At 52.3% G+C, this 18,428-nt stretch carries 20 protein-coding genes and 3 tRNA genes; 11 read left to right on the forward strand and 12 right to left on the reverse strand.

Annotation, left to right across the window (positions count from 1 at the left end; all coding sequences use genetic code 11):
- Nucleotides 1-34 precede the first annotated feature (34 nt).
- Nucleotides 35-1,585 carry a YjjI family glycine radical enzyme gene (locus AWR26_RS21795; protein ID WP_064568492.1) on the forward strand — a complete coding sequence of 517 codons (1,551 nt, stop codon included), beginning with the start codon at nt 35-37 and terminating at the stop codon, nt 1,583-1,585.
- Nucleotides 1,557-2,420, forward strand: coding sequence for a YjjW family glycine radical enzyme activase (locus AWR26_RS21800; RefSeq protein ID WP_064568493.1), 864 nt, complete (start codon nt 1,557-1,559; stop codon nt 2,418-2,420). Before AWR26_RS21795 ends, AWR26_RS21800 begins: the two co-directional genes overlap by 29 nt.
- On the opposite strand, the gene AWR26_RS21805 is transcribed toward AWR26_RS21800, so the two are convergent.
- From AWR26_RS21805 to AWR26_RS21840, 8 genes are all read right to left on the reverse strand, one after another.
- Nucleotides 2,409-3,191: a TatD family hydrolase gene (locus tag AWR26_RS21805; protein ID WP_064568494.1), complete on the reverse strand. Its 783-nt coding sequence runs from the start codon at nt 3,189-3,191 to the stop codon at nt 2,409-2,411. The genes AWR26_RS21800 and AWR26_RS21805 overlap by 12 nt on opposite strands.
- Entirely contained in the window at nt 3,188-4,297 is a 1,110-nt protein-coding gene (locus tag AWR26_RS21810; protein ID WP_064568495.1) for a patatin-like phospholipase family protein, read from the reverse strand. The genes AWR26_RS21805 and AWR26_RS21810 overlap by 4 nt, the downstream gene beginning before the upstream one ends.
- 120 nt (nt 4,298-4,417) lie before the next feature.
- Nucleotides 4,418-4,579 carry a DUF1328 domain-containing protein gene (locus AWR26_RS21815; protein WP_007373037.1) on the reverse strand — a complete coding sequence of 54 codons (162 nt, stop codon included), beginning with the start codon at nt 4,577-4,579 and terminating at the stop codon, nt 4,418-4,420.
- A 127-nt stretch (nt 4,580-4,706) separates the two neighbouring features.
- Nucleotides 4,707-5,324 (reverse strand): molecular chaperone OsmY, encoded by a 618-nt coding sequence (gene osmY, locus AWR26_RS21820; protein WP_043955124.1) that lies wholly within the window; start codon nt 5,322-5,324, stop codon nt 4,707-4,709.
- Between the two features lie 385 nt (nt 5,325-5,709).
- The gene (gene prfC / locus AWR26_RS21825) at nt 5,710-7,299 is read right to left on the reverse strand and encodes a peptide chain release factor 3 (protein ID WP_007373035.1); all 1,590 of its coding nucleotides are present in this window, start codon (nt 7,297-7,299) and stop codon (nt 5,710-5,712) included.
- A gap of 92 nt (nt 7,300-7,391) precedes the next feature.
- The gene (yjjG, locus tag AWR26_RS21830) at nt 7,392-8,069 is read right to left on the reverse strand and encodes a pyrimidine 5'-nucleotidase (RefSeq protein ID WP_064568496.1); all 678 of its coding nucleotides are present in this window, start codon (nt 8,067-8,069) and stop codon (nt 7,392-7,394) included.
- 12 nt (nt 8,070-8,081) lie between these two features.
- Nucleotides 8,082-8,522, reverse strand: a complete 441-nt coding sequence (gene rimI, locus AWR26_RS21835; protein ID WP_064568497.1) for a ribosomal protein S18-alanine N-acetyltransferase — start codon at nt 8,520-8,522, stop codon at nt 8,082-8,084.
- Nucleotides 8,491-8,904 carry a DNA polymerase III subunit psi gene (locus AWR26_RS21840; RefSeq protein WP_064568498.1) on the reverse strand — a complete coding sequence of 138 codons (414 nt, stop codon included), beginning with the start codon at nt 8,902-8,904 and terminating at the stop codon, nt 8,491-8,493. The genes rimI and AWR26_RS21840 overlap by 32 nt, the downstream gene beginning before the upstream one ends.
- A gap of 140 nt (nt 8,905-9,044) precedes the next feature.
- Here AWR26_RS21840 and rsmC point away from each other — a divergent pair, with 140 nt between their 5' ends.
- From rsmC to AWR26_RS21860, 4 genes are all read left to right on the forward strand, one after another.
- Nucleotides 9,045-10,073, forward strand: coding sequence for a 16S rRNA (guanine(1207)-N(2))-methyltransferase RsmC (gene rsmC / locus AWR26_RS21845; RefSeq protein WP_064568499.1), 1,029 nt, complete (start codon nt 9,045-9,047; stop codon nt 10,071-10,073).
- A 170-nt stretch (nt 10,074-10,243) separates the two neighbouring features.
- Nucleotides 10,244-10,330 (forward strand) — tRNA-Leu (locus AWR26_RS21850).
- 28 nt (nt 10,331-10,358) lie between these two features.
- A tRNA-Leu gene (locus tag AWR26_RS21855) sits at nt 10,359-10,445 on the forward strand.
- A gap of 32 nt (nt 10,446-10,477) precedes the next feature.
- Nucleotides 10,478-10,564: transfer RNA gene (locus AWR26_RS21860), tRNA-Leu, on the forward strand.
- A 33-nt stretch (nt 10,565-10,597) separates the two neighbouring features.
- Here the strand turns inward: AWR26_RS21860 and AWR26_RS21865 are convergent.
- Nucleotides 10,598-10,876: a DUF1435 domain-containing protein gene (locus AWR26_RS21865; RefSeq protein WP_064568500.1), complete on the reverse strand. Its 279-nt coding sequence runs from the start codon at nt 10,874-10,876 to the stop codon at nt 10,598-10,600.
- 216 nt (nt 10,877-11,092) lie between these two features.
- Here AWR26_RS21865 and AWR26_RS21870 point away from each other — a divergent pair, with 216 nt between their 5' ends.
- Together AWR26_RS21870 and fhuF are read left to right on the forward strand one after the other, a co-directional pair.
- Nucleotides 11,093-12,157, forward strand: coding sequence for a GGDEF domain-containing protein (locus AWR26_RS21870; protein ID WP_064568501.1), 1,065 nt, complete (start codon nt 11,093-11,095; stop codon nt 12,155-12,157).
- A 103-nt stretch (nt 12,158-12,260) separates the two neighbouring features.
- A complete protein-coding gene (gene fhuF, locus AWR26_RS21875; protein WP_064568502.1) occupies nt 12,261-13,049 on the forward strand; it encodes a siderophore-iron reductase FhuF in 789 nt (262 codons plus the stop codon).
- A gap of 45 nt (nt 13,050-13,094) precedes the next feature.
- On the opposite strand, the gene AWR26_RS21880 is transcribed toward fhuF, so the two are convergent.
- Nucleotides 13,095-14,435: a PTS sugar transporter subunit IIC gene (locus AWR26_RS21880; RefSeq protein WP_043955133.1), complete on the reverse strand. Its 1,341-nt coding sequence runs from the start codon at nt 14,433-14,435 to the stop codon at nt 13,095-13,097.
- Between the two features lie 337 nt (nt 14,436-14,772).
- On the opposite strand from AWR26_RS21880, the gene AWR26_RS21885 reads away from it, so the two are divergent.
- The gene (locus tag AWR26_RS21885) at nt 14,773-15,231 is read left to right on the forward strand and encodes a YbaK/EbsC family protein (RefSeq protein WP_064568503.1); all 459 of its coding nucleotides are present in this window, start codon (nt 14,773-14,775) and stop codon (nt 15,229-15,231) included.
- A gap of 47 nt (nt 15,232-15,278) precedes the next feature.
- On the opposite strand, the gene bglJ is transcribed toward AWR26_RS21885, so the two are convergent.
- Both bglJ and AWR26_RS21895 read right to left on the reverse strand, forming a co-directional pair.
- A complete protein-coding gene (bglJ, locus tag AWR26_RS21890; protein ID WP_071892777.1) occupies nt 15,279-15,899 on the reverse strand; it encodes a DNA-binding transcriptional activator BglJ in 621 nt (206 codons plus the stop codon).
- A complete protein-coding gene (locus AWR26_RS21895) occupies nt 15,896-16,633 on the reverse strand; it encodes a helix-turn-helix domain-containing protein (RefSeq protein WP_064568505.1) in 738 nt (245 codons plus the stop codon). Before AWR26_RS21895 ends, bglJ begins: the two co-directional genes overlap by 4 nt.
- Nucleotides 16,634-17,183: 550 nt before the next feature.
- Between AWR26_RS21895 and AWR26_RS21900 the strand changes: the two genes are divergently transcribed.
- Together AWR26_RS21900 and AWR26_RS21905 are read left to right on the forward strand one after the other, a co-directional pair.
- On the forward strand, nt 17,184-17,960 hold the full coding sequence (locus tag AWR26_RS21900) for a threonine/serine exporter family protein (protein WP_064568506.1): 777 nt from the start codon (nt 17,184-17,186) through the stop codon (nt 17,958-17,960).
- Nucleotides 17,951-18,424, forward strand: coding sequence for a threonine/serine exporter (locus tag AWR26_RS21905; protein ID WP_064568507.1), 474 nt, complete (start codon nt 17,951-17,953; stop codon nt 18,422-18,424). Before AWR26_RS21900 ends, AWR26_RS21905 begins: the two co-directional genes overlap by 10 nt.
- The last annotated feature ends 4 nt before the right edge of the window (nt 18,425-18,428 follow it).

Below are 18,428 nucleotides of genomic sequence, written 5' to 3' on the forward strand. Positions count from 1 at the left end.
CTCGCCCTGAACGCACGGGATAAAGAGGAAGATCATGTCGATACCGGTTACGCCAGGATTACAGACACGCTGCCAGCAGATTGTGACCAGCCCAACGCTCACGCCGCAGCAGAAACACCATTTTCTCGCGCTGGAGGCGGAAAATAACCTCCCCTATCCGGCACTGCCGCAAGCCGCACGGGAGGCGCTCGACGAGGGGGCAATTTGCGATATGTTTGAAGGGCATGCGCCTTACAAACCGCGCTACGTCCTGCCGGATTACGCCAAATTTCTGGCTAACGGATCCGCGTGGCTGGAGCTGGAAGGGGCAAAGGCTCTCGATGATGCGCTCTCTTTGCTGACCATTCTTTATCACCATGTTCCCTCTGTTACCGGTATGCCGGTTTACCTTGGGCAACTGGATGCGTTACTGCAACCATATGTTAGAATTCTAACACAAGAAGAAATCGATATTCGAATAAAACGCTTCTGGCGTTATCTCGACAGAACCTTGCCGGATGCCTTTGTCCACGCCAATATCGGCCCTTATGACACGCCAGTCACCCGCGCTATCTTACGCGCCGACGCTGAGTTAAAGCAGGTCGCACCGAATCTGACATTTATTTATGATCCGCAGATCACGCCGGATGATCTGCTGCTGGACGTTGCCCGTAACATCTGCGCATGCAGCAAGCCGCATATCGCCAATGGCCCTCTGCATGATAATATTTTCACAAAAGGCGGTTATGGCATTGTCAGTTGTTACAACTCGCTGCCTCTGGGCGGCGGCGGCAGTACGCTGGTACGGCTGAACCTGAAAGTCATCGCTGAAGGCAGCCGTTCTCTGGAAGAATTCTTTACCCAGCGGCTGCCACATTATTGCCAGCAACAACTGGCCATTATCGATGCGCGCTGCGACTTCCTGTATCAACAATCCGGTTTCTTTGAGCATAGCTTCCTTGTGCAGGAGGGGCTGATTGCCGCCGATCGTTTTGCGCCAATGTTCGGCATCTACGGGCTGGCTGAAGCGGTCAATATTCTGTGCGAGAAAGCGAACATCGCAGGGCGCTACGGCAAAGATGAGCAGGCCAATGCTCTTGGCTACCGCATCAGCGAGCAACTGTCGGCGTTTGTTGAAAACACACCGGTCAAACATGGATGGAAACAACGTGCGCTGCTGCATGCGCAATCCGGCATCAGTTCCGATATCGGTACTACGCCGGGCGCGCGTCTGCCTTATGGCGATGAACCCGATCCGATTACCCATTTGCTGGCCGTTGCGCCGCACCACGCCTGGTACAAAGCCGGGATCAGCGATATTTTAACCCTCGACGAAACCGTCAAACGCAACCCGCAGGCCGTGGTGCAGCTCTGCCTTGGCGCGTTTAATGCCGGAATGCGCGAGTTTACCGCCAACGTCGCAGGCAATGATTTGGTGCGCGTGACCGGTTATATGGTGCGCCTGTCGGACCTGGAGAAATTCCGCGCCGAAGGTTCGCGCACCAACACCACCTGGCTGGGTGAAGAAGCCGCGCGCAATACGCATATTCTTGAGCGACAACCCCGTGTGGTAAGCCATGAGCAGCAGATGCGCTTTCGTCAGTAACCTGCTCCCCTTCTCCTGCGTCGACGGGCCGGGCAGTCGGCTGGCGCTGTTTTTACAGGGCTGCAATCTGCGCTGTAAGAGCTGCCACAATCCATGGACCATCGGCCGCTGCAATCATTGCGGCGACTGCGTGCCAGCTTGTCCGCATCAGGCGCTGGCGTTTGACGGCAGGCAAGTAGTGTGGAATGCCATAACCTGCCAGCAGTGCGATACCTGCCTGCAAATGTGTCCGCAACAGGCAACGCCGATGGCACAATCGATGTCTGTGGAAGAGGTGGTGGCGAAGATCCGCAAAGCCGCGTTATTCATTGAAGGCATCACGGTCAGCGGCGGCGAGGCCACGTTACAACTGCCGTTTCTGCTCGCGCTATTTTCCGCGCTGCGTGCCGATCCGCAGTTGCGCCATCTGACCTGTCTTGTCGACAGTAACGGAATGCTGAGCGAAACCGGCTGGCATAAGTTGCTGTCGGTTTGCGACGGGGCAATGATCGATCTTAAAGCCTGGGGCAGTGAACACCACTGTTTTCTCACCGGGCGGGATAATGCGCCGGTGAAAAATAGCCTGCGTCTGCTGGCGGCACAGAACAAGTTGGCCGAATTGCGTTTGCTGGTGATCCCGCAACATAGCGACTATTTGCTGCATATCGATGCGCTGGCGGCGTTTATCTGTGAACTGGGACGTATTCCGGTGCGGCTCAACGCATTCCACGCGCACGGCGTTTACGGCGAAGCAAAAAGCTGGCGCAGCGCAACCGAGGAAGATATCGAACCGCTGGCGGAAGCGTTGCAACAGCGCGGCGTCACCACCGTGCTGCGCCCGGCACTATATCTGTAAAGCGAAAAGCTGCTGCGTATTGTCCAGTAACGTTTGGGCGATCACATCCGGAGCTTCAGGGCGCAGTTCACACAGCGTGGCAAAAACCCGCGCCGCCTGTTCCGGCCGGTTAGGCTGCCCCTGGAAGCCGTTCAGCGGCATATCCGGCGCATCGGTCTCCAGCAACAACGCGGATAGCGGCAGCCGCGCCATTACATCACGGGTTTTACTGGCGCGTGGATAAGTGATCGTTCCGCCGACGCCAATGTAATACCCCAGTTCGATAAAACGCTGCGCCTGTTGCAGGCTACCGGAAAATCCGTGAACCACGCCAGTGCGCGGCAACGCCTGCTTTTTCAGATGCATCGCCAGTTTGTCATGGGTGCGACGCGAATGGAGGATCACTGGCAAATCAAAGCGTTTCGCCAGTTTTAACTGCGCATCCAGCACCTGCTGCTGGCGTTCAAACTGCGGATTATCGCGATAGAGATCGAGGCCAATTTCGCCAATCGCCAGCACCTTTTCCGGCCTGGCGGCCAGCGCCTGCTCAAGCTGCTCAAGGCTTTGTGCCGTGTGTTCTTCAATCACAATTGGATGCAGCCCCAACGCGGCATACAGCGCGGAATGCTCGCGCGCCAGAGAACAAACGCGATCAAAATAGCGCGCGGCGATGGCGGGTACGATAATGCACCCGACGCCAGCGGCTGCCGCGCGGGCAATACTGGCGACTTCATCGCCCATGAAGGGCGGAAAATCAAAATGACAGTGCGTATCGATAAAGCGGAAACTCACGCCGTATCCTCTTTATTAATGGGTAAGTCGTTGGCTTGTACCGCGCTAACCAGCGGCGCATCCAGCACATCATTGGCGACAGCGGCAGGCGGCACCACGCGGGTAGCAGGAACGGGCGCGGCAACGACCTCAGGCGGCACAATAAGGGGAGCCGGCACCAGAGTATGACGAATCAGCGGCGGGGTTTCCGCCAGCAGTTTTCCCACCGTCGCGAGGAAATAACGTCCACACAGCCGGCCGATTTTATAATCATCGCGCAGCGCCGGTAAGCGGCTGCCCAGCGCCATGCTATGTAAAAGTTTCGGCGGATAGATTTCAAGTATGCGTAGTTTTCCCGGCGGCGTTTCGATAAACCGCTGAATCGCCGAATAACTTTTCTCGTGGTGCTGCACCAGGTTTACCAGCGGCTGCAAGCTACTGTCGCCCAGCCAGCGTTCCATACGTTTAAACCACTGCGGCGTGTAGTACATCTGAGAAGGCACGGTGCGGATCACCACGATGGTTTTCGCTCCGCGCTTAGCCGCTTCCTGAACCGGGATCGCATCGCTGACGCCACCATCGAAATAGTTCACGCCATTGAGTGCCACCCCTGAACGGTAAAAACCCGGAATTGCGCTGGTCGCGCGGATCAAATCCAGCCACGTCTGGTGGGTCGGCGCAAAGTATTCCGCGGTATAGTCATCCTGGCGGCAGGCACACATATAGAATGCTTTACCGGCATCAAAAGAACGCGCGGCAAAATCCATCGCCAGCGGCATCTGGCGGGAGGTCGAATCAACCAGCCAGTCGAGATCGATAAGGTTACCGCCGCGCACAAAGCGCACCGGATCAAAAAAGTCACGCGTGGTGGTGTAGCGCATGATCACTTTGCGGGCGTAGCCGGGCTGGTTACAGACATAAGCCGAGAGGTTTTGCGCACCGGCAGAGGTACCAAAGTAGAGATCGAAGGGGTTAAAGTTCGCCTGCATAAACTCGTCCAGTACCCCGGCGGTGAAAATGCCACGCTGACCTCCGCCTTCACACACCAGTGCGAGACGGCCCGGACGAAACGGTTTTATCGCCAGGGGCGCAATATTGCCCAGCGTTATTGGAATATATTGCCCCACCCTGCTTTCCTTTTGGCTGCGTTGTATCTGTCAAAGTAACGCAATTTCTGCCGGGCCGAAATAGTAAAGCCAGTCACGAGGACTGGCTTTAATGTAAGCGAAATTTAAGCGCTAACTATGCTATGGACGCCGACGGCCCATAAACAGGCTGACCAGGAACAGGATGATACCGACGATAAAGACGATTTTCGCTGCACCTGCTGCCGTCCCCGCCAGACCACCAAAGCCCAGAGCGGCGGCAATTAACGCGATAACCAGAAATATAATGCCCCAACGAAACATAAGACTCTCCTTTACCATAGTTAATGTCGACCGCTTGCGATGAGCGCTCAGGTTGCTCATCTGCGATGTTTTCCCGGCACGTATACGTCGCGCCCGTCCACGCGGGCGCTGACGTTTTCAGGAATTGTTACTTAACTTTTAGATCGTTTTTGACGCTTTTAACGCCCTCAATCGCTTTTGCGATACTTTCGGCGCGTTCACTTTGGGCCTGAGAATCAACCGTACCGGACAACTGCACAACGCCGTCGGTGGTTTCAACTTTCACCTTACGAGACGGTACAACGTCATCGGCCAGCAATTTGGCTTTGATTTCACTGGTTGTAGCGGTGTCGCCCGCATAACCTTTCATTGACTGGTTTTTCCCATCACGGACATGCAGCTTGTCGCTTACCGAAGCCACACCTTCCACACTTTTGGCCACAGAAACAGCCTGTTCGGCCTGTGCCTGGCTTTCAACGAAGCCGCTCAGCGTGACGACTTTGTTGTCCGTTTTGACGGAAATATCGGTGCTTTTAATGCTTTCATGATCCACCAGCGCCGCTTTCACTTTTGCAGTGATGGAGCTGTCATCCATGAATCCACCGACTTTAGTCATCGAGCTGTCGATTTTTTCCCCCGCGCTGGATGCGGCGTTTTGTGCTTTGTCGGTGGTGGTGTTTGCCGCAAAAGCGGAACCACTTGCCACTACAGAGCCCAGCACGACGGCCAGCAGAGTTTTAGAAATCTTCAGTTTTGTCATAGTCATCGATGTCGTTCCTGTTGGTTTGCCCACAATTTGGGCCGCTTGCAGCAACTCAGGCTGCTTAACTGCCGTAGCGAAAAATCACCTAATCCAGCGCCGGATAGTTGCGGATACAATGCCGCTACTTATCGGGCCGAGGCAGTTATTAATCTCCTTTAGTGAGAGTACGGGTGGATAAAAGACTATTAAACACGCAATGAACAGGACTTTTACCCACCCGAAATGTCATCACTTTGTTAAATATAGAACACTATCGATAAAAATCCTGGCTCACAGGTTAAAAAACGAACAGAGAGGGGAAAAAGAGTGGGTTTTAAGAACATTCCGCAAGGGGCTAAAAAGACAGGAAAAGTGCCGGAGCACGGCGAATACCGTGCTCCGAGGGGGATTAATGCTCGCGAGTTTTATGGAAAGTCACTTCCGGATAGCGTTCCTGCGTCAGGTTCAGGTTCACCATCGTCGGCGCGATATAGGTCAGGTTATCGCCGCCATCCAGCGCCAGCTGGATCTCGTTCTTACGCTTGAACTCTTCGAATTTCTTCACGTCGCTGCTTTCAACCCAGCGCGCCGTCGCCACGTTAACGGATTCATACACCGCTTCGACGTTGTACTCGCTTTTCAGGCGCGACACGACGACGTCAAACTGCAACACACCGACTGCGCCCACGATCAGATCGTTGTTGGCGATGGGCCGGAATACCTGCACCGCGCCCTCTTCTGAAAGCTGCACCAGGCCTTTCAGCAACTGTTTTTGCTTCAGCGGATCGCGCAGACGGATACGGCGGAACAGCTCCGGGGCGAAGTTCGGAATACCGGTGAACTTCATCATTTCGCCCTGAGTAAAGGTATCGCCAATCTGAATGGTGCCGTGGTTGTGCAGCCCGATGATGTCGCCTGGATAAGCTTCTTCAACGTGAGAACGGTCGCCGGCCATAAAGGTCAGCGCGTCAGAGATCACCACATCTTTACCGGTGCGCACCTGACGCAGCTTCATCCCTTTTTCGTATTTGCCTGACACCACGCGCATAAATGCGACGCGGTCGCGGTGTTTCGGATCCATATTCGCCTGGATCTTGAAGACGAAGCCGGTAAATTTGCTGTCGTCCGCTTTCACTTCGCGCAGATCCGTTTGACGCGGCATGGGCGCTGGCGCCCACTCAACCAGACCGTCCAGCATATGGTCAACGCCAAAGTTACCCAGCGCAGTACCGAAGAAGACCGGAGTGATTTCACCGCTCAGGAACAGCTCTTTATCGAACTCGTTGGATGCGCCCTGTACCAGTTCCAGCTCATCACGCAGTTGCTGCGCCAGATCTTCACCCACCGCTTTGTCGAGATCCGGGTTGTTCAGCCCTTTAACGATACGCACTTCCTGAATCGTATGGCCCTGCCCGGTCTGATAAAGATAGGTTTCATCTTTATAAAGATGGTAAACGCCTTTAAATAGCTTACCGCAGCCAATCGGCCAGGTGATGGGCGCACAGGCGATCTTCAGCTCGTTTTCCACTTCATCCAGCAATTCCATAGGATCGCGGATGTCACGGTCGAGTTTGTTCATAAAGGTCAGGATCGGCGTATCGCGCAGACGGGTCACCTCCATCAGCTTGCGGGTTCGATCTTCTACACCTTTTGCCGCATCGATAACCATCAGGCAGCAGTCCACCGCCGTTAATGTACGGTAGGTATCTTCGGAGAAGTCTTCGTGCCCCGGGGTATCCAGCAGATTCACCAGACATTCGCGATACGGGAATTGCATCACGGAAGTGGTGATGGAGATCCCACGCTGTTTTTCCATCTCCATCCAGTCGGATTTCGCATGCTGGCTGGAGCCGCGACCTTTTACCGTACCGGCGGTCTGAATTGCCTGTCCGAACAGCAAGACCTTTTCGGTGATGGTGGTTTTACCCGCATCGGGGTGCGAGATGATGGCGAACGTACGGCGCTTCGCCACCTCTTGTAAATAAGGAGACAACGTCATAATAAAAATCTTCTGTGTAATTGCGCGGCTTCAGGCCACGCGATGAAATACGAAAAATGCGGCTATTGTACTCAACAGCGAAGTGCAGACAATCAATGTTTACACAGGCGTTGCTCCAGTTCGTTCAGGGACGTTACGGTCCAGGTCGGGTTAATGCCTTCAGGCAGTGCGCGATTGTGCGCATTTAGCCAGCAGGTGGACAGCCCGGCGTTGATGCCGCCCAGAATGTCAGATTCTGCCGTATCGCCCACCATCATGACGCGATCGCGATCCGGGTTGCCGGCCAGTTGTAGCGCGTGATCGAAGATGCGGCGATCGGGCTTGGCGACACCGACTTCTTCGGAGATCACCAATAAATCAAAATAGTCACGTAAGCCGGTGCGTTCCAGGCGGATTTGCTGCAACGCGGTAAAACCGTTGGTAATGATACCCAGCTTCGCCCTGCCTTTCAGGCTGTCGAGCAGCGAAACGGCGCCCGGCAGCGGAGCGCAAATCTCAGCCATCGCATTAAGAAACGCCTCGTTCAGCGAACCCGCCGGAACGTTCAGGCGCTCAGACCAGCCCTGAAAACGGCGGTGTTGCAGTTGCAGTGCGGTGATGGCGCCATTCTGGTAATCAACCCACAGTGGCTTATTAACTGACTGATACTCAAGAAAATCCTGGTCGGTGAATGTCACGCTATAGTCAAGAAACATCCGTTGTAAGCCGCCAAACGCATCAAAAGTGAACAGCGTTTCGTCAGCATCAAAGAGTATCCAGTCCCATTTCATTACATCACCTTTTTAAATTGACAGGGCCATCACTATCGCGTCTTCACGGCCGTTGGCGGTGGGATAGTAATTGCGGCGGATTGTCGCCTCGTTAAAACCTAAACTTTCATACAGTGCAATCGCGCCCACGTTGGAAGCGCGCACTTCCAGCCACAGGGTTAATACTTCGCGGGCTTCCAGCTCGCGGATCAGATGTTCCAGCAACTGGCGGCCAAACCCTTTCCGTTGCCAGGCAGGATCAACCGCGATGTTGAACAATGTGGCTTCATCCAGCACAACCTGCGTAATGGCAAAAGCCGCCATCTCATCGCCCACCATCAGCCGGTAGTTGAGGTAGCGCTCCCCTTGATTGCTGGCGAAGGTCTTTTCGCTCCAGGGGAAGGCGTGCGCCCGTGTTTCAATCTGGTATGCGCGGGCTAAATCAGCCGTGCTGAGGGAAGAAATCGTGTTCATGTTCGCAGATTTGTTGCCATAACGCGGCGCGTGCCGCAGGGTTAGCGCGTAATTCATCCACGCCGGGCGTTGCGACCTGTGCGCCCGGCAGCGACTGCGGTTCATCGACGCCCAGCCACCAACTATTGCACTGGCTGCCCGGCGGCAGCATCGCGACGCGATCCGGCGTCAACTGTAATACCTGATCCGCCGTAACAGTAAGCGCACTCAGTACGTCGCTCACCAGCGGATCGGCAAGCATCGGCGGTTCGGAAGCGACCATCACCAGACGAATATGCGCAGGTAGCGAAATAGCGATTTCGCCCTGCAACACCGCCGGGCGTCGCAAGCTCCACTGAGTAATGCCCAGTTGCTGTAATTGCCAGTCGCGTCGGGAAGTCATAGCGAAACACTCCTGTGTGTCAGGCGCGCAAATATAGCAAACCCGGCGAAAATTCGCCATCAACGACGTTCGTCAACAAAGAGGCAGTTTGCAGGATAACGTGTATAATCGCCGCCTGAATTAAACGAGGAACCCCATTCATGTCTGCTTTTACCCCGGCAAGTGAAGTCTTGCTGCGCCACAGTGACGATTTCGAAACCAACCGCATTCTGTTTGCCGGTGATTTGCAGGATGACCTGCCCGCTCGTCTGGAGACGGCTGAAAGCCGTGCGTGGACGCAACAGTTTCACCAATGGCAAACCTTAAGCCAGCAGATGGGCGAACGCGCCTGCTACAGCCTGGTCGCTGACAGCGAGACGGTCGGCGAGGTCGATACGCTGATCTATTACTGGCCCAAAAACAAACCTGAAGCTCAGTTTCAATTAATGAACCTGCTGTCGCTGCTGCCAGTGGGCTGCGATATTTTCGTCGTCGGCGAAAACCGTAGCGGCGTACGAAGCGCCGAGCAGATGCTGGCTGCGTATTGCCCGCTTAACAAAATAGACAGCGCGCGTCGTTGCGGCCTGTATTACGGCCGCCTGGAGAAGAAATCTGACTTTGATGCGAATGGTTTCTGGGGCGAGTATGCGCTGGGCGTTCTGACGATCAAAACCCTACCGGGCGTCTTTAGCCGTGACGGATTAGATGTGGGCAGCCAGTTGTTGCTCTCGACCCTGACGCCGCACACGAAGGGCAAAGTGCTGGATGTTGGCTGCGGCGCCGGTGTGCTGGCGGCAGTACTGGCGAGCCATTCGCCGAAAGTGCGTTTAACCCTGTGCGATGTTTCCGCTCCGGCGGTAGAAGCCAGCCGCGCGACGCTTGCCGCCAATGGCTTTGAAGGAGAGGTCTTTGCCAGCAATGTCTTCTCCGAAGTCACTGGTCGCTTCGATATGATTATCTCCAATCCGCCGTTCCACGATGGCCTGCAAACCAGTCTTGAAGCCGCGCAGACATTGATACGCGGCGCGGTGCGCCATCTGAACAGCGGCGGCGAGCTGCGCATTGTCGCTAACGCCTTCCTGCCGTACCCGGACCTATTAGATCAGACCTTCGGTTTCCATGAAGTGCTCGCCCAGACCGGACGTTTCAAGGTTTACCGCACAGTGATGACGCGCCAGGCGTTGAAATAATCGCTATTCTCCCGGCGATCGCCATTCGCCGGGTCTCTCCGGTTTACCCATTCATAGCGCCCATTTTTGCAGCAATCAGTGTTGCTCTCAGCAATTAACTATTGACGAAAAGTTGAAAACATCTAGAATGCGCCTCCGTGGTAACGATACTTCAACGGTATCGATGGTATGCGAAGGTGGCGGAATTGGTAGACGCGCTAGCTTCAGGTGTTAGTGTCCTTACGGACGTGGGGGTTCAAGTCCCCCCCCTCGCACCATAAACCACGCAGATATCGCTCGCACTGTGCGAAGGTGGCGGAATTGGTAGACGCGCTAGCTTCAGGTGTTAGTGTTCTTACGGACGTGGGGGTTCAAGTCCCCCCCCTCGCACCAACGAGGCGATATCTAAAAAGTAAGATGACTGTGCGAAGGTGGCGGAATTGGTAGACGCGCTAGCTTCAGGTGTTAGTGTCCTTACGGACGTGGGGGTTCAAGTCCCCCCCCTCGCACCAGATATCTTATACTCTCCCTGTATGACTCCTCTGTTACATCATCATTTTCAAATTCAGCAGCATCATTATCATTCCCCCAACCAGCGCAACACCCGAAGGCAATAAAACAAAATGTCGTAACTGCTTATGGTAAAGCATTGCCGGAGTCAGCAATAAACCCAACAAAATCACCATTCTCCATGCGTCGATCGAAAGATCAGCCAGTGCCAGAACAACAACAATGATGCCCGGTAAGACGATCCCCCAACCACTTCCCAGCACTCGCTGCAACATGTTTTTATCTCTGATATCGATAATGATAACCAATATCATATGACATGATTTCTCATTTGTCTGCATGTTGCCGATACCACAGTATGAAGATCGCTCATCTTCTGATGACAGACATTCCTTAAGGTGATAAATTAAGCGCTACTTAAATAAAAATCCAAATCACTAATTTTTCGCGATGACTGTTTCCTCGCGTTATTTCTTTTCTTATCGACTCACTGCGTAATGTACATTGCGGATAAATAACGATTTTTAGGTATGACATTACAAACCTGGCAATCTCTGTGTAACAAGAGATATCGATTGTCTCTGCGACTCTTCTTGCTGCTCAATGCACTCTCAGCAATGTTCGCCATGGCTTTGCCGCTCTATAACCTGCGCGCCTTCACGCTGCCAGCGTGTATTATTTTTGTGGTGAGTGTCATGTTGCCCGTATGGCACAAATACTATCCGAAAAAGAAAGTCAGTATCCCATTGATTTCTCTTATGTTTGGCAGCCTTTGGGCATGGCATGTGATCGTGAGAAGCGGTTTACTCCAGCACAATGCCTCATCGTATTTGTTGATCGCGCTATTGAATGTTCTTTTTATTGGGTCGATTGCTTTTTCTAATAACATTGCCGCATTTCTGCTGCACTCATTGCCGGTATTCGCCGCTTGTCTCTATTTCTCCGGATCGGAGAGCGAGCTCCGATTAATATTTAGTTTTGCTTTGCCGGTATTAGGTATCTCCATACAACATGCGATTCAGAAGCGTAATGATAATTTCGCTCAGGCATTAATGAACCGTTTAATGCAGGAACGGAAAACCCTGAATGATTTGAGCATGCTGGATCCCCTTACCGGGTTATATAACCGCCGTGGCCTACAATCCAAAATCGATAACCTGTTGGCACTGGATGATAGTTCGCGGTTTGTGCTGCTGCTGGATATTGACCACTTCAAGGCTTATAACGACCACTACGGCCATATGATGGGCGATCAGGCGCTGATTCGCGTCTCTGCTGCACTGCGTGATGCCGTGCGTTCCCGCGATATCGTCGCGCGCTTTGGCGGTGAAGAATTCATGATCCTGATGAATAATACCGATCTGGAACATGCGCGCCTGGCTGCCGAGCGCATTCGTCAGAAAGTGTACGATCTGAAGATCCCACATATGTTTAATGAAAGTGTCGCCACAAATGTCACTGTCAGCATTGGTATTGCGCCGTTGCTGGATGACAATATCGACGCCGCCATTGAGCGGGCAGATAAAGCGTTATACGAAGCCAAGCATTTGGGCCGCAACAATATTCTGGTCAGCGGGGAATTGCGCCTCGCCTGAGGCGTAGCCGCGCTAACTTTACGATAAAAATCTTGCTATCGATTTTACCTCTGGCTAGGATTAGCAATCATTATCATTTAGATTCTGAAATCCAGCTGGCGCCATGACCTACCGTACCGCATCGATTACTGAACATGTTATCTGGCGAAGCCGTCTCGTTGATGAACGTGATTCGCTGGCTAATGCTATGCGGGAAACCATCGCCAGTACGCGCGCTCACCTGCTCGATTTTATTCGCCTTAATGAGCCAGCGCCCTGGCAAGCACAGACGCTGGCGGAATGGTCACGGCCTGCCGCGCTGCAATCGCTGATTGCGATCTATTCCGATCATATTTACCGTCATCAACTGGCGCAGCCGCGCGAAAACAAACCGCTGCTGTCACTATGGGCGCAATGGTATCTGGGATTAATGGTGCCACCCCTGTTACTGGCATTGTTAACGCAAAAAACCGCTATTAACCTCGCGCCTGAACATTTTCACATTGAATTTCATGAAACGGGCCGCGCGGCCTGTTTCTGGATTGATGTGCAGCAGGACCATCAACTGACTTCACAAAATGATGCGCAGCGGATTACCGCGCTGGTTTCGCAGGCGATGCTCCCGGTAGTTCAGGCACTGGAATCCACGGGCGATATCAATGGCAAACTTATCTGGAGCAACACCGGCTATCTGATCAACTGGTGTCTGGGTGAGATGATCCCGCTGTTGGGTGAAGCACGCGTTGCGGCATTACGCCAGACCTGCTTCTTCGAAAAACAACTTTCCGATGGCAGCGACAATCCGCTGTGGCGCACTGTTGTACTGCGCGATGGCGCGCTGGTACGTCGTACCTGCTGCCAGCGCTACCGGTTGCCGGATGTGCAACAGTGCGGTGACTGCACGCTGAAATAATCAGGGAGGCATTACGCCTCCCTCATGATTCTCCTTGATCCTGTTTTAAGCGACCTGTTTTTCATCCTCTGTACGCTGTGCCTCTTCCGCTTCCTGCTCCAGGAGCTGTTTCTCATACACTTTAAAGAAAGGGAAATAGATGACGGCAGAAATACAGGCCAGCAGTACGACAAGAATCGCGGCACGGAAATCCCAGCCGAGCGCCCACGCTCCGCCAATCGGTGCAGGCGCGGTCCACGGCACAACAGAAATCACTCTGCCGATAAGATCCAGTTTCATGGCTGCCCACGCAATAATGGCATTGACCGTCGGCGCCAGCAGGAAAGGAATAAAGAACACCGGATTCATAACGATCGGGGTGCCGAAAATTACCGGTTCATTGATATTGAAGATGCTGGGTACGACGCTCAACCGGCCAATCGAACGCAGGTGAACCGAGCGGCTGCGTAAATAGCAGAACACCAGCCCCATTGTTGCGCCGGAGCCGCCTATCACGATAAAGAAAGTCCAGAACGCTTCCATAAAGATATGCGGCAGCGGCGCGCTCTGGGCCAGCGCACTCTGGTTGATCCCCAGATTAGTTAACCAGAACATTTGCAGCATGCCCGAAACAATAGCCGCACCGTGAATCCCTGCAAACCACAGCAGATGAGCAATAATTACCGCCAGCAGGATCGCCGGAAGAGAATCCGCCGCCGCCACCAGCGGTTTGAACAGCGCCATAATCGCTTGTGGGATGAGCATATTGAACTGCGACTGGATCAGCAGACTTAACGGGTAGAGCGTCAATACGACGACAAGCACCGGGATCAGCAGATCAAACGAGTTTTTGATCATTGGCGGCACCTGGTCCGGCAGGCGAATGCCAATGTTGTGTGCCTTCAGGAAACGCATCATTTCGACACAGTAAATCGCCACCAGTATTGCGGTGAAAATACCGGTTCCGCCCAGGCTGTCCACCGGAAGCGTACCGTTGGTTTTCGGTGCCGCAACCAGTAAAAACGCCATCAGCGAGAGCATTGCGCACATGAAAGGATCGAGCTGGTGCGATTTCACGTAGTGCTTACCGAGGTTATAAGCAATCGCCGCACAGATATAAATGGACATAATGCCCATCGTCATATCGAAAGGCGTGAGGATCCGACCTTCATACTGTTTCGCCAGATCCAGCCAGGCGCGCGCAAAGCCCCAGGTGGTATCCGGTGAAAAGGGCGGATAGGCAAAGACCAATAAGAATGAGCCAACAATCATAAACGGCATCGCAGAAATGAAGCCGTCACGGATGGCCATAACATGACGTTGAGAAGAGATCCGCCCGGCGATCGGGCTGACGTAGTTTTCTATAAACCGGAAAATCAGGTTAAACGCAGCATGGTTAGCAGACATATCAGCTCTCCTGTCAGGCTAAAAAAATAAGCGCATCAGCGAATGTTTTGCCGTGCAGCGATCCATTTTTAGGTTTGAAACCATGCGGTTTTTTAAACCAGCATTACGACAAAGCAGTGTAGGTTTCATAGACGGCTCTTTATTTGATTTTATGTACAGAAGGAAGGACAAAATCAGTATTAACCCGCGATGTGGACACTGCAACCGGTTACTGTAACCGGTTTCTGCGATTGTGAAGGCGATCGAGAAACTTTGTAGAGAGGTTTGTTACATCGGGATATTTACATGGATAACAGGCTTATGACAGATTAATGGCGGTCCCAGGCAGGAGAACATCATGAGTTTGCAGTCCGTGCGGCAATTCTTTGCCGACAACGCCCCCGATATCGATATTATTGAACTGAACCAAAGTACCGCGACTGTTGCACTGGCCGCCGCCGCGCACCATGTTGAACCAGGGCAAATCGCCAAGACGCTGTCATTAAAAGTGAAAAACGAAGTCATTCTCGTGGTTGCTAAAGGCGACGCGCGCCTGGATAACAAAAAACTGAAAAATACCTTTGGCGCGAGGGCGCGCATGCTGAGCAGCGATGAGGTTGTCATGATTACCGGGCATCCGGTGGGCGGTGTCTGTCCGTTCGGGTTAGAAAATCCACTGGCAATCTATTGTGATATCTCACTAAAACAGTATCCGGAAGTCCTGCCCGCTGCGGGAGCCATCCACAGCGCAGTCCGCATTTCTCCTGAGCGAATGGCTGAACTTACCCGCGCAAAATGGATTGACGTTTGCCTGTAATGTCTCAGCGCCAGGTGCAGCACGCCTGGCGCTTAAACGTCTCTGAACTACATCAACTCCGACGCTGAACGAGGAGTTGGCGGCCTCCAGGTCAGAATATCTGCAGCATCCAATAATCCGACGTCAGAGGTAACGCCCAGCTTCGTCATCGCATTGAATTTATGCGCGCGGATGGTTTTCACATTCCGATCCAGCAGTGAGGCTATCTCGGCCAGCGAAAAACCGCGCGTCAGGTAATTCAGGATCTCCCACTCTGTAGGGCTGAGCATCCGGCACTGGCTCACGTACCAATTATTAATCATGTTCTCATTAATGCGCCGGGTTTCACCCAGTAGCATCCCCAGTTGCTCCTGTAACACAGGCAGCGGGGAGGATTTGCTCAAAATACCATGCAGCCGCGAGGGAGAGAGATGCCCGACCAGCTGGGCTTCCCGATCGTCTCCCGCCAGAACAATATGCTGAACACCCGGGTGAGAAAGCGAAAGCCAGTGCAAACACATCAGGCACTCCCGCCGCTCTTTCCGGTGCCCAAAAAGTGAATAGATGACGGAAAAAAAAGGCGTGTGCTTCAGTGCCTGATGAAACACCGAATGCTCTTTAAAAAAATGAAACGAATACTGATTAATAGACGATTCACTAAATAAATGTCGTAATCCCTCCCGACTCATTGCGCACTTTTCAATAATGGCGACATTTCCCTTTTTGTAGCTATTTTCCATTCATTCCGGTCTCCATACATCGCGCCTGAATTCAACTCAGCCATTCCCTGACTACTATTAATCCATATATATAAATCTGCATTACTCCGTAATGATAACCGCCTCATTGCACTATTTTTCTGCGCGCTCACTGTTTTATTACTTTTTTTGAGCAGCATAGCAATTTGGTTTATTCCCCAGCCTTTTCCAAGCAGACGTAACACGTTACGTTCAGATAAGGTAAGTATTTTACTTAGGGGAGCATCAGTGGCACTTCTGCTCATTCCCTCAGGCATAAGCGCCTGGCTAATTTCTCCCTCACTCCCATATCCGTGGCGAATAGCATTAATCACCCCTTCAACGGGTTCCTGGCTGGAGAGTAAAGTGATACGTGGGCGTAACAAAAACTCCATGGCCACAGGCAGCACCGTACGTGGAGTGAAAAAGATCCAGTGTGAGCTATCACATTGAGAAAAAAGAGAATAATAATTCTGACAGCGTCTTCTCGCGTAGAAAAGTTCGTCAGAGATATCAATAATAACCAGGCGAGCGCTCTTTAATTGCAGCAGATCTATCTCTTCTACACAGGAATAATAATTGAGGATGTATTCAGGAAAATGACGTTCAAGTATACCGCCAATCCCGGCCCTGAGAACCGGAGTCTGGCTAATAACAATCCCATGAGTGTTGTCTGCTGATAACATAAAATCTCCACGTCCATTTGCGAGTTCTATCAATCCGCACGATGACTTTTTTCCAATAGGAACCAATAATAACCACAGATAATGACATTATCTGGATAAGCGTCGCCGTAAGAATTGGCGAAATTTATGAGTTGGGGTCAAACATAAAGAGCCGGAATTATAGTATTACCAACTTACATGTCAATATAACATATCGCCCGCCAGATTATCTCGCGTATTATTAAAAAATAAAAAGGAAATTTAAAATAATCAAAGACAATATAATTAAGATAAAAATAATAATCTTAACAAATATTTAAGAAATACTTTACGAAAACCAGACCGTTAGTCGCAAATAATACTGCCCTTTTCTTTTCACATAATTTTTTATAAAAAAACCTTAAATGAATTCTTAATGGGATAATTTAAGAAAACTTCCGGGCAAACTTCAGCGTGACTTACTGCACAAATCTTGATCTACCTGAGCGCCATTCTGCCTGTCACCTGTGCTAAAACTATCTTTTACGCTCCATCCTTCGCGAGCGTTGAGTTAACAGATACCAGGGTAATCATGCAAACAGACCAGTCATCACAGCGCGTTATTACGCGGCTGTGTATTCAGTGTGGCCTTTTTTTATTGCAGCATGGCGCAGAGAGCGCATTGGTGGAGGAGCTATCAACACGCCTGGGCATCGCGCTGGGTATGGATAGCGTTGAAAGTCTCATCTCCTCTAACGCCATCGTTCTGACAACCATCAAAGATGGGCAATGCCTGACTTCAACGCGTAAAAATAGCGATCGCGGTATCAATATGCATGTAGTAACGGAGATACAGCATATCGTGATCATGACCGAACATAAGCTGCTGGATGCCAGGGACGTTGAAAAGCGGTTTGCCCAGGTTAAACCGCTGCGCTATCCACGCTGGCTGGTCACGCTTATGGTTGGTCTTTCCTGCGCCTGTTTCTGCAAACTCAATAAAGGCGGCTGGGACGGCGCATTTATTACGTTTTGCGCCAGCAGCGTGGCGATGTATGTGCGGCTTCTACTGGCGAACCGCCATATGCATCCACAGATTAATTTCTGTATTACCGCCTTTGTGGCCACCACCGTTTCCGGCTTGATGCTGACTCTTCCTGCCTTTATTCATTCATCAACTGTCGCCATGGCCGCCAGCGTGCTGTTGCTGGTGCCCGGTTTTCCGTTGATCAACGCGGTTGCCGATATGTTCAAAGGCCATATCAACACCGGTCTTGCGCGCTGGGCCATCGCCAGCTTATTAACCCTCGCCACCTGTATCGGCGTGGTGATGGCAATGACACTGTGGGGGCTACGAGGATGGATGTAATCGCCTTTGTTCTGGCACTTATGCAAGATATGTTGCTGGCCGCGATCCCTGCCGTCGGGTTTGCCATGGTTTTCAACGTTCCGCATCGCGCCCTGCCCTGGTGTGCGCTCCTTGGCGCACTGGGCCACGGTTCCCGCTTTGCGCTGATGTCCTGGGGTTTTAATATCGAATGGTCAACCTTTGTTGCCGCCATGCTGGTCGGATCGATAGGCATTCGTTGGTCGCGATGGTATCTGGCGCATCCTAAAGTGTTTACCGTGGCAGCAGTCATTCCGATGTTTCCGGGCATCTCTGCCTACACAGCGATGGTTTCCGCTGTAAAAATCGGCCACTTCGGTTACAGCGAAGAGTTAATGATCCTGCTACTCACGAATTTCCTGAAAGCCTCATCGATCGTTGGCGCGCTTTCTATTGGCCTGTCAATTCCCGGGCTGTGGATATACCGCAAACGCCCGCGCGTTTGAGATT

Origin of the sequence: Kosakonia oryzae (assembly GCF_001658025.2) — a bacterium.
GTDB classification, from domain to species: domain Bacteria; phylum Pseudomonadota; class Gammaproteobacteria; order Enterobacterales; family Enterobacteriaceae; genus Kosakonia; species Kosakonia oryzae.